The organism is Treponema socranskii subsp. buccale (assembly GCF_024181585.1).
Lineage (GTDB): Bacteria > Spirochaetota > Spirochaetia > Treponematales > Treponemataceae > Treponema_D > Treponema_D buccale.
Genome location: NZ_CP054258.1, coordinates 361,080 through 374,517, shown reverse-complemented (window position 1 = coordinate 374,517; position 13,438 = coordinate 361,080). Strand labels below are relative to the sequence as shown.

6 protein-coding genes are annotated in these 13,438 nt (G+C 52.0%); 3 read left to right on the top strand and 3 right to left on the bottom strand.

The genetic code is table 11. The annotated features are described in order from the left end of the window. Window positions 1-256 precede the first annotated feature (256 nt). Window positions 257-5,944, top strand: coding sequence for an alpha-2-macroglobulin family protein (locus tag HRI97_RS01675; protein WP_253726208.1), 5,688 nt, complete (start codon window positions 257-259; stop codon window positions 5,942-5,944). Continuing rightward, entirely contained in the window at window positions 5,941-8,301 is a 2,361-nt protein-coding gene (gene pbpC / locus HRI97_RS01670) for a penicillin-binding protein 1C (protein ID WP_253726207.1), read from the top strand. The genes HRI97_RS01675 and pbpC overlap by 4 nt, the downstream gene beginning before the upstream one ends. A 116-nt stretch (window positions 8,302-8,417) precedes the next feature. Here the strand turns inward: pbpC and HRI97_RS01665 are convergent, their stop codons facing one another. Beyond that, window positions 8,418-9,725 carry a PALP domain-containing protein gene (locus HRI97_RS01665; RefSeq protein ID WP_253726206.1) on the bottom strand — a complete coding sequence of 436 codons (1,308 nt, stop codon included), beginning with the start codon at window positions 9,723-9,725 and terminating at the stop codon, window positions 8,418-8,420. 109 nt (window positions 9,726-9,834) lie between these two features. Here HRI97_RS01665 and pyrH point away from each other — a divergent pair, with 109 nt between their 5' ends. Then, complete coding sequence (pyrH, locus tag HRI97_RS01660) at window positions 9,835-10,536, top strand: UMP kinase (RefSeq protein WP_180486994.1); 702 nt, start codon at window positions 9,835-9,837, stop codon at window positions 10,534-10,536. Between the two features lie 140 nt (window positions 10,537-10,676). Here pyrH and HRI97_RS01655 read toward each other — a convergent pair whose 3' ends face one another. Continuing rightward, on the bottom strand, window positions 10,677-11,534 hold the full coding sequence (locus tag HRI97_RS01655) for a 5'-nucleotidase, lipoprotein e(P4) family (protein WP_180486995.1): 858 nt from the start codon (window positions 11,532-11,534) through the stop codon (window positions 10,677-10,679). A gap of 110 nt (window positions 11,535-11,644) precedes the next feature. Further along, window positions 11,645-13,216, bottom strand: coding sequence for a bifunctional metallophosphatase/5'-nucleotidase (locus HRI97_RS01650; RefSeq protein ID WP_253726205.1), 1,572 nt, complete (start codon window positions 13,214-13,216; stop codon window positions 11,645-11,647). Window positions 13,217-13,438: the final 222 nt, after the last annotated feature.

Genomic DNA, 13,438 nt, shown 5'->3' with positions numbered 1-13,438 from the left:
CTTCCGTGTAGCCGTATATATGTATTCGATTGATTTCGTCCCGTTTATCATAGTGATCTGCGATTGTTTAGTAAAGATTAAAATGTTATAATCTTCTTTGAAATCTGCGGCGGCATATCCCTTTTTTATTCGTGCGGAGGGTTTAATACCCCGACGCTTGCGTCGTAACAAAGGGTATTAAAGCCGACTGCAACCACCTTATGAGAACAACATACCCCGACGCTTGAGTCGGGGGTGTTGATTGGGAGACAGCTGTATGGGTAAAATCGCGTGGTCAAAAATTTTCGGAACGTATGAAGCGCCTGAATGGATGAAGGCGATCGGTCGTTTCTTTTTCCGCAATAAAGCCGGATTTAAAAAAGCGCGGAAAATCGCTCTCATTTCGCTCGCATCCCTTGTCGGCCTCATCGTGCTCGCCGTCGCGGGTTTGTTTGCATGGGCATTTATCTCGTCGAAGATGCCGCTTAAAATGGAAATCGGTTATTCGGTCGAAGAGCCGGACTTGCTCGAAAACGCGAAAGATCCGCTCGTCGTTTCATTCAACGGTTCCGCGGCGAAAATAGACGATGCCGATAAAATCGTTGCCGGCGGCATAACGATGAAACCCGATATGGCAGGCGAGTGGCGATGGATCGGTTCCGACGAACTCGTCTTTACGCCTTCCGAGCCGTGGCCGCTCGGTACGCAGTATCAGATTTCGTTTTCAAAAAAAGATTTTGCAGACCACGTTAAAATCCGTTCGTATACGGCAAAATTTTCAACCGACGATTTTTATGCGGAAATCGAAGATGAGGAATTCTGCATCGACGCCGCCGACCCCGCAAAAAAATATATCTCTTTTTCGCTTCGTGCGAATTTTCCGATAAACTCCGACGGCATAGAAAAGCTCGTCTCGCTTTCTCCCGATATGAAAAATCCGAAAAGCGGCACTTTCGAAAAACGCAGCTATACGGTCACGGCGGGTTTGAGCGACGATAAGCGCACGGCGTTTTTCGCGTCCGAACCGCTCGGCGTGCCTGCAAAAGACGTAACGATGAACATCGCGATTGCGGCGGGAATCAAATCGACTTCGGGCGGGTCGCCTTTGAAAAAGATGACGGCATCGGTTACCGTTCCCGGCTCTTCAAGCTATGCCAAAATCGAATCGATAGATTTTACCCTTGTCAAAAACGACGCGCAGGAATACGAGCAGGTGATCGCGATCGAAACGACGGCAAAGATAAGCGCCGACAATTTGCAAAGCGCGCTTTCGGTATACGAACTGCCGCAGGATAAACCCGCAGAACCGGGCAGGCGCGGCGCAAAAGATTACGAGTGGTACAGCGAAGAAGAGGTTACCGACACCGTTATTAAAAACAGTAAAGCGCTTTCGTTTACGGCGTTGCCGTCGGAACTCGAATACGATACGATGCATTCGTTTGTAATCGATGCGAAGCCGGGCGCGTATCTGTACGTCGCGGTAAAAGACGGTGCGAAATTTTACGGCGATTATTATCTGACCGATCCGTATGAAGAAGTCGTAAAGGTGCGCTCCTATCCGAAAGAGACGACGATTTTATCGGACGGTACGATCATTTCGATGCGCGGCAGCAAAAAAATTCCGGTGCTCACGCGCGGCGTCGACAAAGTGTACTACACGGTGTGGCGCATGCAAAGCGACGAAATCAATCACATCGCGTCGATGTCGAACGGCGATATGAAAAATTTTTCGTTCAACTACGACTATATCTTCAATCAAAACAATGTGAGTGCGGTCTATCGTTCCGACGCTTCGGTCGCTGCGACGAGCGCGAAAAAACCGTCGTATACGAACTTCGATTTTTCAGGCTATTTGAATTCGATCCCGTCGCAGCATCTCAAGTACGGTCTCTTTTTGTTCCGCGTGTCGAGCGAAAAAAATGGAAGCGGCGACGAGCGGCTCATCCTCGTAACCGATCAGGGGATCATCGTTAAAAAAAATGCCGACAAAACCTGCGACGTATTCGTGCAGTCGATTGCGACGGGGCGCCCTGTCGCGGGTTCCGAAATACGAGTCGTCGCGCTCAACGGCGACACGCTCGCTTCGGGCGTTACGGCATCCGACGGCCACGTAACGCTTCCTTCTCTTTCGATGAACAACAAGGAACATCGTCCCGTCGCCTATACTGCGATAAACGGAGGCGACTTCGCATTTATGCCGTATGCCGATTACGGACGTTCGCTCGATTATTCGGATTTCAATACGGGCGGCGAATACGGCGCGCTCGACCCCGATGCGATTCACACCTATATTTTTTCAGACCGCGGCATCTACCGGCCGGGAGATACGGCAAAACTCGGTCTCATCGTCAAAGCGGGAAATTGGGCGAAAAGCCTTGCGGGAACTCCTCTCGCCTACGTCGTCACGGATCCGAACGGCACGGAGATAGTCGACAAAGAATTCGCGCTCAACGACGCGGGCTTTGAAGAAATCAAATTCTCCACGCAATCCTACTCTCCGACCGGCGAATACAACGTTTCCGCATATTTCAGAAAACAGCGTTCCGACGGAAAAATCGAACGCGTTTTCCTCGGAAACGAAACGGTCAAAGTCGAAGAATTTTTGCCGGATACGCTTTCGATTTCGACGGCTTTCGACCCGCTTCCGGCTTTAGGTTGGATCCGGCCGGCAAAGCTTACGGGTGTCGTAAAGCTGAGAAACCTCTTCGGCACGGTCGCGGCGGGCAATAAAGTTTCGGCGGAGATTTCGCTCGCTCCGGGATATATGCGCTTTCCGCAGTACCGCGGCTACGTATTTTCCGATCCGTATACCGGAAAAGATTCGTATACGGAAACGCTCGACGAAAAGACGACCGACGATGAAGGACGGGCTGAGTTCGCGCTCGACGTCGAAAAATTTGCCAAAGCGTCGTACCGCATGACCTTTACGGCCGACGGTTACGAAAAAGGCAGCGGCCGCGCGGTCTCTTCACAGTCGTCGGTGTACGTTTCCCCGCTCGAATATCTCATCGGCGTAAAAGCCGACGGCGATCTTTCGTACATCAAAAAGGATTCGGCGCGCGAACTGACGCTCATCGCGGTCGGCCCCGACCTCAAACAGAGAGCGGTGTCGGGAGTCGAACTTGCCGTGACGGAAAACCGCTACGTGTCCGTGCTCGTCAAGCAGCCGAACGGCGCGTATAAATATCAATCGGTAAAAAAAGAATATCCGGTATTTACGAAAACGGTTACGATCCCCGAAGCGGGATTGAAATATCGCCTGCCCGTTTCGGATGAAGGCGATTTTACGCTGACGCTCAAAAACGGTGCGGGGCTCGAATTTAATAAAACTCCGTTTTCCGTTATCGGCGAAAAGAATTTGCAGCGAAGCCTGTCGCGTACCGCAGAGCTCGAAGTAAAGATGGAAAAAAGCGATTTCCGTCCGGGAGAAACGGCACAGATTTTTATCAAAGCGCCGTATGCGGGAAGCGGTCTCATCGCCGTCGAACGCGATAAAGTGTATACGTACAAATGGTTCCGTTCCGACGGTGCGTCCTCGCTGCAGTCGATCGCGATTCCGCAGGGACTTGAAGGGAACGGCTATATCACGATCATGTACGCGCGCTCCTACGACTCCGAAGAAATCTACATGAGCCCCTTCTGCTATGCGGCCGTTCCGTTTTCGGTCAGCCTCGAACGGCGTACAAACGAAATCACGCTCGACGTAGCGCGTGAAGCGAAGCCCGGAACCGATTATACGATTTCGTATTCGAGTAAGAGGCCGGGAAAAATCGTCGTCATGGCGATCGACGAAGGTATTTTGCAAGTTGCACACTATAAGACGCCCGATCCGCTTGCATACTTTTTTAAAAAGCGCGCGCTCGAAGTTTCGACGTCTCAAGTGCTCGATTTGGTTTTGCCCGAATACAATATCCTCCGTACGCTCGCTGCGGCAGGCGGCGGCGGAGACTACGAGCTGCTCGCGCACAATTTGAATCCTTTTAAGCGAAAACAAAACGAGCCGGTCGCCTATTGGTCGGGTATCGTCGATACGGGACCTCAAAAGAGAAATCTTACGTATCGCATTCCCGATTACTTCAACGGAAGCCTCCGCGTTATGGCCGTAGCCGTATCGTCCGAGTCGATAGGCGTCGCACAGGCGTCGTCGGAGATAAAAGACACTTACGTCATCGTGCCGAATGCTCCGACCTTCGCCTCTCCCGGAGATACTTTCGACATATCGGTGACGGTAACGAACAACGATAAGGGTTCGGGCAGCGATGCATCCGTCGTGCTCAGCGCCGTTCCGACCGCTCACTTTTCGATCACATCCGCGCAGTCGGTAACGCTCAAGATTCCCGAAGGACGGGATGCGACGGCGACGTTCGGCATAAAAACGAATGACGTACTCGGAGCTGCGGATATCGCATTTACTGCAAAGGGCGCTTCTCATTCGTCGCGCATCACTTCCTCGATGAGCGTCCGTCCGTCCATGCCGTATCAGGTATGGCTGACGAGCGGGCGCGTCACAAAAGACAAAGCGAGCGTCGACGTCGATAAAAAAATGTACAACGAATACGCGACGCGGGAAATCGCGCTTTCGTATCTGCCGAGCGGACTGGCAAAGGGCTTGCAGTTTTATCTCGAAAAATATCCGTACGGCTGTTCTGAGCAGCAAGTGAGTATGGCCTACCCGTACCTGTTCCCCGACTTGCTCAAAGAGTCGGGCAAAACGAAAGCGGACGCGCAGGAAGCGATCGACAATGTCGTCGCAGCTCTTCAGTCGAGACAAAAGTCGGACGGGTCGATCGGATTTTGGACGCACCGTTCGGAAAGCTGGGCTGCGCTCGACGCATACTGTGCAATGTTTTTAACCGACGCACGCGAAAACGGCTATTACGTCCCCGACGTGTTTTTTAACAATCTGCTCGGCGTTTTGAAAAAGAGGGCGGCCGACACGGACGGCGGCGTATACGGCCGCGCGTTCTGCGTTTACGTACTCACGCGGAATGAAACGGTGACGACGGATTATATCAATTCTCTGCGTAAAGATATGGATCGCGACGATAAAGCTTCCGTTGCGGGCGTTTTCCTCGCCGCCTCTTATAAAATGCTCGGCATGGCGTCGGAAGGCGAAAAGCTCGTTTCGCGCGTAAAACGCGGTGTCAAAACGGCCGATCCCATCGGCTTTTTCGAAGATGACTTGTATTTCAAATCGGCGTACCTCTACCTCATTTCGGAATATTATCCGGAAAAACTTTCCGCCGTTTCCGCACATCTGCTCGAATCGATCGAAGGCGAAATCGTTCATCGCCGTTACGCATCCCTTTCGGCCGCGATGACGCTCATCGCGATAAAAAGTTATCTCGCGGCAATGCCCACATCTGAAACGGGAAAATTTACCGTTACACAGGAAGCGGGCAAAACGACGAAGACTCTTACGCCGCAGGGCGAAAAAGTCTTTACCGCCGAGTTCTCTTCCGATGCGCAAAAGCTTCGCTTGACGAACGACGAAAAGACGAATCTCTTTTATCAAGTGACGCAGGGCGGATTTTTGCACGATATCCCCTCAGGCGAAACGAAAGACGGCATCGAAGTGTACCGCGAATTTGTCGATGCGGACGGCAAAAAAATCGATGCGGTAAAACTCGGCGATGAAGTGACGGTAAGAGTGAATGTCCGTTCGACGAAAAACAAATCGATACGCAACGTCGCCGTCGTCGATATGCTGCCGTGCGGTTTGGAAGCGGATATCGCGTCCGTACGCGAAAGCGATACCGGCTGGGAACCCGATTATGTCGACATACGCGAAGACCGCCTCGTGCTCTTCGGCACGGTGACGCAGGAACTTAAAACGTTCACGTACAAAGTGCGAGCCGTCAACGCAGGGAAGTACACGGTGCCGCCGCTCTTTGCCGAAGCGATGTACGACGGCACGCAGCGCGCGCTCCGTCCGCAAAAAAGCATAACGATCTCCGATAAATGAAAAAGCGTCATGCGGCAGCTCTCGGCGTTGCGGGAGCGCTGCTGCTTTTTTGCGTTGTCGATGTCGTCCGCAGCAAAGCGAACGGCATCCTCGACGGCATCTCTTTTTCAGGCGCCTATGCCGACCGGAACGGAAAACTACTCCGCGTATACCTCACTCCGGACGAACGCTTTCGCATTTATAAACCCGTTACGGAATTTCCGAAAGAATTTCTCGAAGCGCTTTTGCTTCGGGAAGACCGGCGTTTTTACCTGCATCACGGTATCAACCCCGCATCCCTCATACGCGCGGGCTGGGAAACCTACGTAAAGCGATCGCGCGTTATAGGCGCGTCGACGATTACGATGCAGACGGCGAAGTTGAAATACCGCCTGTACACGCGAAGCATTCCCGGAAAACTCGCGCAGATTTTTTTAGCGCTCCGTCTCGAAGTTTTGTATTCGAAACAGGACATACTCGATGCGTACGTCAACCTCGCGCCCTGCGGAAAAAACATCGAGGGCTTCGAAGCGGCTTCTTATTATTTTTTCGGAAAGAGCATTGAAAAGACGGATTTGCCGCAGCGCCTCATGCTCTGCGTGCTTCCTCAAAATCCCGCAAAGCGATGTCCCTCCGCATCTCATGTTCCGGACGAACTCATTGACGCGAGACTCTCTCTCTTCGACGAATGGATAAAGGAGCGTCCGGCGGCAAGCGGCGAGCGTTCTTTTGTCGCATCTCACCCTCAGCTCGTCTGCACCTTTCCCGACGAAGCGCCGCACTATACCCGTATGCTCGAATTGCAAAGACCGCATCGCGCGCATCCGCAAAAAATTATTAAGACGACAATCGATTCGAATTTGCAGGAACTCGTTGAATCGCGCATCCGCTTTTTTATCAATCGAAAGCGGCATTTGGGCATTGCGAACGCCGCAGTCCTTCTCGCCGATTCCGAAACGATGGAAGTGCTTGCGGCAGTCGGTTCGGCGCGTTTTTACGACGACGCCATTCAGGGGCAGGTCGACGGAAACATCGCAAAGCGTTCGCCCGGCTCCGCGTTGAAACCTTTTATATACGCGCTCGCCCTCGATCAGGGGATCATCCATTACGACACGATGCTCAAAGACACGCCGTCGAGCTTCAGCGAATATACGCCCGACAACTACGGCAACACATTTAAAGGCCCGATAAAAGCGTGGCAGGCGCTTACGGAAAGCCGCAATATCCCCGCAATAACGCTTGCACGGAAATTGAAAAATCCCGACCTCTACGATTTTTTAGCGGACTCAGGTATCTCCGCTCTCAAAGCGAAGGACACCTACGGGCTTTCGATCGTGCTCGGAAGCGCGGACGTAACGCCCTTCGAACTTACGACGTTGTACGCTTCTCTCGTAAACGGAGGTACGGAGCGGCCGCTTAAAACGGTTATGAGCGAAAGCCGTGCGGCAATCGGCGACACATTAACGATTAATAATTTTAAAGAGCATCGACTGTTTTCGCCCGAAGCGGCGTTCATCGTATGCAAAATGCTCGAGCAAAATCCTCCGCCACTCGAAGCAAGACCTGCCGAAGCGAAAGCCCTTCCTGTCGCTTATAAAACGGGAACGTCCGTCGGCTTCCGCGATTCGTGGACGGCGGGCTTTTTCGGCAAGTACGTGATGTGCGTGTGGATAGGAAATTTCGACGGCCTCGGAAACAATGCGTTTCTCGGACGCAGTACCGCAGCTCCTCTTTTTTTTACGATTGCCGACAGCATGATCGCGTCAAACAGAGTCGGCGCATCCTTGAAGTTTCCCCCTGAGGGAGTGACGAAGATACGCGTGTGTTCCGTGTCGGGCGCCGTTCCGACCGACGCCTGCCCGCATACCGAAGAAGCGTGGTTTATCCCCGGCGTGTCGCCGATAGCGAAGTGCCGCATTCATCGAAAGATAACGATCGATACGAGAAGCGGCTACCGCACCGATGAAACCGGAAAGCCGTATTGTAAAGAAGTCGTGCGCGAATTTTGGCCGAGCGATTTACAGGCGCTTTTTGCCGAAGCGGGACTCCCGCGGCTTTCTCCTCCCGATTATCCGCCCGAGCAAAACAAAAACGGTTTATACAAAAGCGGCTATCCGCCGGAAATACGCTCACCTCTCAAACATACCGAATACGTGTTCCGCTCGTCCGATCCCGCGCGCAGTACCATCGTTTTGAGCGCGTCCGCCGATGCCGATACGAAAGAATTGTTTTGGTTTTCGGGCGCGTCGTTTATCTGCAAAAGCGCGCCTGGCGAAAAATACGAATGGAGACCGTCTCCCGGCGTTTACGAACTCACCGTCGCCGACGGCAAAGGCAGAAGCGATTCTTGCACGGTGAAGATTCGAAGCGCGGACTAAAAATACGATCGCTTAGCGACATACCGAAAACAGTGGATTTCGTTTAACTTCAAATTTTTGAAAACTCGAAGTTAAACGAGCCGCGCTATTTCGGCGGCTCGTTTAAACCTTTCTTTTCAGCCGATACCGGCGATTATACTGCGCAGTTCTGCTTCCGATGAAATCACGGGCTTTCCGATACGGGAAGGTTTTAAAACCGATGCGATTCGTTCGGGTATGCAAGGCGCTTCGCCCGTCGTCCTGCGGATATAATCGGACGAAAGACAAGGATGATCGCGCGCAATGATAATGACGGCGCCTTCGTCTTCCGACGACATATCGGCTTTCACTTTTGCCGCAGCATAGGCGCGTCCTGTGTGCCGGTCGGCGAAAATACCGTATTTTACGAAAAGCTCTTTTACCGCATCGTCTACCATCTTGTCGGTGAGTTTTACCGGATATACGAAATTGCGCATCATGAGCTTATTGGCGGAAAACACTTCTTCGAGCCGCTCGATATTAGACGGATCGGTCGGATCGGCAGGCATGCGCTCGGCATACGGGACAACCGAATCCAGCACGATGCAGTCGCCCGCCGCATTGACGGTGAGCGCATCGGTTGCGGGAATAAAAAAGCCGTTTAAAGGCAGTGCAAAACGCCAGCTGTACAAACCCGCGACGATATTGCTGTAATTGCCCGGCGCGAGCGCGTAGTACATATCGCCTGGCACTTCGTCTTTCAAACGCGAAAACGCAAACGGATAAAAAAACGCCTGCGGTAAAAGCCGCCCGATATTTGCGGTATTCGCAACTGTCAGGCGATGCGCTTCGGAAAAATCCCTGTCGGCGAAAATACTGCGCACAAAGTTTCGGCAGTCGTCTTCATTTCCTTCGATTTCCACAGGGTAGATATTGCCGCCGTTCCAGCAATAATCGCTTTCCTCCATACCGTATACGTTTCCTTTCGGACAGACGACAACGGCTTTGACGCGCTTTTTACCGCGCAGTTCCTGTGCAAGGACGGCGCCGGTTTCACAGCGCGTTACCGCCAAAATCGTCGCGCTGCTGTCTCTCATCTGCAGAATCGTTTCGAGACAGGCGGTAAGATATGCGATGCCGAAATCGCGGTGACAACCGGAAGGCCCGTGAAAGAGTTCGAGCATAAAATGAGTATCGTCGAGGCGGCGGACGGCGGGTTCGAACGGAAAAGCTTTTGTCGCGATCGCTTCGCAGATGATGGGACTGAATTCGTCTTTGATAAAAGCGGACGTGAGCGCGCCCGCGACGGACGCAAACGACGTCGTTTTGTCGGTATAGAGTATCCAACGCCGCAAGTCTTCCGTATCCGAAGGCACATAAAGCCCGCCGTCTTTCGGCATGCAGTGCAGGACGGCTTCCGCAAAGCCGACGGTACGGGATTTATCTCGTGTACTCGTAAATCGCATAGTATAATTATAGCCCGAATAGCGGATTTTGTCATTGCTTAATAAAACGCGATGGCAAAACGCGATGGCGCTATTGCGTTCGGGCTTTATTGATTTTATAATGAACGTTATGACAACCAAAATCCTTTCGGTCGGAGGTTCCATCATTGCCCCCGACAAACCCGATACCGAATTCTTAAACAATTTTATTGCGATGGCGCGCAGTTGGCTCGGCGCGGAAAATGACCGTCGTCTCATCTTCGTTGCAGGCGGAGGAGCTCCGGCGCGCGTTTATCAAAAAGCATACGGCGATGTGCTTGAAAAATCCGGCGGAAACATACAAAACGATGCGGCCGATCGGATCGGCATTATGGCGACGCGGCTCAATGCGGAGCTTTTAAAAGCCTGCTGCGCCGATCTGTGCCGGAATGAAGTCGTCTGCGATCCTACGGCGGCTATTTCGTTCAGCGGAAAAATCCTCGTCGCTTCGGGATGGAAGCCCGGATTTTCGACGGACAACGACGCGGTTCTCCTTGCCGAAAAATTCGGTGCGGATACGGTCGTCAATCTTTCGAATATAGAAAAAGTGTATACCGACGACCCTCGTCATAATCCCGACGCAAAACCGATCGATGAAATTCGCTGGAAAGATTTCCGTAAAATCGTAGGCGATGCGTGGACACCGGGAAAAAACGTTCCCTTCGATCCCGTCGCAAGCAAAAAAGCCGAAGAGCTTTCACTTGCGGTCATCTGCGCATCGGGAAAAAATATTGAAAATATAAAAAATATTCTCGACGGTAAGAATTTTATCGGAACGAAGATCGCGGGATAAAGCGTGACAATATATCGCTGAGCGCATATCGATATCGCGGAAAGGAGGCTGCCCGAAAACTCGAAATTAAACGAGGCGCGCTGTTTCAGCGGCTCGTTTAAACTTTACCTCTCGGACAGTCCTTCCGTTTCATTTCGATATTATTTTTTCCAAACTTTTAAATTATCTCTGCGGATTTTGAGCTTGCCGGCCGCATCGGTTTTATAATAATCGGCGTTCAATCCTCCCTCCCAATTTCCGTAAAGAGGATTCGGCAAAACGATGTATTTTACGCCGAAATCGGCTTTGTATTTGTCGACGGCCGCACGGCGCGCATCGTTGAGCTTATGGTAGGTTTCTCCCGTAAAAGCGAAATCGTCCAGATTGTCGCCGATAAACACGACGATTTCATAGCCTGCTTTTTCCACTTGCTCGAAGCGTCCCGTTTTTTTCGACTCTTTGTCTTTTAAAAGCATCGACGTTTCATCGACTCCGGTAAAGCCGAGCGCTTTTAAATTATTAACCGTCGGCCCGTATTCCGCACCGGCCGTACGGTTCGAAACGTAAAACATTTTGCCGCCGTGAGAATTGACATAGTTTGCAAATTCCACGGCTCCGGGAATCGCGCGCGCCTGTTCGGCTTCGCACCATGTCGTCCAGGATGCGGGACTGAATCCCTTGTGTTCCAACAGACGGCTTGCGCCTTCGGCGGAATTATCGATCATCGTTTCGTCGAGATCGACGACGACCGCTTTTTTCATACCGTTCGCGGGGCTCGCCGCATCGAATGCCGCTTTTGCCGCATTGAACGCCTGATACGCGAGCGCACGATATTCACCCGATTGCTGCATCCAGTTGTACGCCAGCATCCCCTGTTCCGCAAGCAGTATTTCATCGGCTTCGTTTTTTGCAGCCGCCGACTGCTTGGCTTTTTCCGCCGCCCCCGAAGCGGTTGCACACGATACGAAAAATACCGCGCCGATAAAAATTGCCGAAATCGATTTTGTTATGCGTTTCATCATAGCCTCCTAATGTATGTAATAAAAGTATACGGCTTCGATACCGAAGCCGCAACGTGTTTAAGTTTCTCCGCCGCTCTTACACAGCGACGAGTATTTTACCCCGTTCGTCATTCGGGCAGTTTTCCGCCTATAAGCGTAATGCGTCCGTCGGTCGCAGGCGTGACAGCACCCTGCAGTCTCTGCGCGTATTCCATAACGACCGTGCTGATGAGCATCGACGTGTTGTAGGTGTCGATCGAAGCTTTCAACACCGTGTAGCCATCACCGCCCTTCGCCATATAATCGTTCGTCGCAAAGCGATAGGTTCGGTTTTTGTCGATCGGTTTTCCGCCGATTGTCACACCGCTGATTTTGCCGTTGCCGTCCGCATCATAAGTGATCGTGTAGCGGATCTCTTTTGAAACCTGCGTAAAGGCGCCGGCTCCCTGTTTGATGCTTCCGATAAAATCGAAGAGCTTAACGACGTCTTCGCCTTTCAGCGTGAGCACGTACACATAGTTTTCAAAGGGCAAAACGGTGAGAATATTTTCCCGCGTAACGTTACCCGCAGGAAGCGGAGCGCGGATGCCGCCGCCGTTCGTAATCGCGCCGTCGACCGTGACGCCGGTCGTTTTAAGATAGGCGACCATCGCGTCCGTCACGAGATCGCCGAGCGCCATCTCTTGGTAGCGCGTGAGGCGTTTTCCGAATTCGAAAGCGTCCGTCGTTTTCATAACGACTTCTTTTAACGCCGCGTTCGCTTTATCGACATAGGGTTTTAAAAGCGCTTCGACGTCGGGGTCGGGCGGGAAGGCTTTGAGCGTGATCGGGACGGGTTTCCACGTAAAATCCGTTACTTTGCCGTTGACGATTGTCATGACACCGTCGCCGACGTATTTGCCGTATTCGTTTGCGGTGACGATCGGTACGCCGTTGACGATTTTCGGTTTTTCAAAATACGAGTGCGAGTGACCGTCGACGATCAAATCGATACCCGAAACCTGTTGAGCGATCTTTACCGACGTATTCTGCGTTTCCGTTTCCGGAACGTCGCCGAGGTGTCCGTCGATGATGACGATATCGGCTTTTTCTTTTTCGCGTACGCGTTTTACCATCTGCTTTGCCGCTTCGATTTCATCGATAAAGGTGAGACTCTTGTCGGGGCTTGCGATGACGAGCGTGCGCAGCGTCGTCAATCCGATGACCGCGACACGGAAGCCGTCGTAATCTTTAATGATGTACGGTTTAACGAGGTAGCGGCTTCCGCGCTTGATGTTCGCGGACAGCCATGGGAACTCTGCGATTTTTATCTGATGTTCGAGTTTTGCGAGCGTTCCGTCGAATTCGTGGTTTCCGAGCACTATCGCATCGAATCCCATTTTATTGAAACTCATGATGTCCGGTTCCGCGTTGAACATATTCGAAAGCGCAGAACCCGTATTTACGTCTCCCGCGTGAAGCACGAGCACGTTTTTATTTTGCGCGCGCACTTGCTTGATAAACGTCGCCATGGACACGAGCCCGCCGACGCCGTCCTTCGTGGCCAAAACGGCGCCGTGCGTATCGTTGACGTGAAGGATGACGAGTTCATGCGCTTTGCCGTCGCTCCGACGGGGAGAAGGCGTACTTGCACAGCCGCTTACAAAAAGCGCGATCGCCGCAGCCGCCGCGGCAATCATCATTCCGAATCGTTTTTTCATATTGCCTCCATGAAAAGTCTATAAATAATTATGTGCCGTATTTCAAAAAAAAGCAATAAAAATTATTGTATATACCAGGGCTTACGCATGAGAATCTATATTCCTCAAAAAATAACCATTACCGTAAAAAATCGGCTGCACTCCCGGCAGCAGCCCTGCCGTTCGCCGCGGCAGACCGTGATTGGAATCGGACTGCGCGAACTTTTTTACCAAAAAGTTCGC

Excerpts from the sequence above, each read along its gene's own strand:
- HRI97_RS01675 (WP_253726208.1), top strand. The coding sequence starts at position 257 with ATGGGTAAAATCGCGTGGTCAAAAATTTTCGGAACGTATGAAGCGCCT.
- pbpC (WP_253726207.1), top strand. The coding sequence starts at position 5,941 with ATGAAAAAGCGTCATGCGGCAGCTCTCGGCGTTGCGGGAGCGCTGCTG.
- HRI97_RS01665 (WP_253726206.1), bottom strand. The coding sequence starts at position 9,725 with ATGCGATTTACGAGTACACGAGATAAATCCCGTACCGTCGGCTTTGCG.
- pyrH (WP_180486994.1), top strand. The coding sequence starts at position 9,835 with ATGACAACCAAAATCCTTTCGGTCGGAGGTTCCATCATTGCCCCCGAC.
- HRI97_RS01655 (WP_180486995.1), bottom strand. The coding sequence starts at position 11,534 with ATGAAACGCATAACAAAATCGATTTCGGCAATTTTTATCGGCGCGGTA.
- HRI97_RS01650 (WP_253726205.1), bottom strand. The coding sequence starts at position 13,216 with ATGAAAAAACGATTCGGAATGATGATTGCCGCGGCGGCTGCGGCGATC.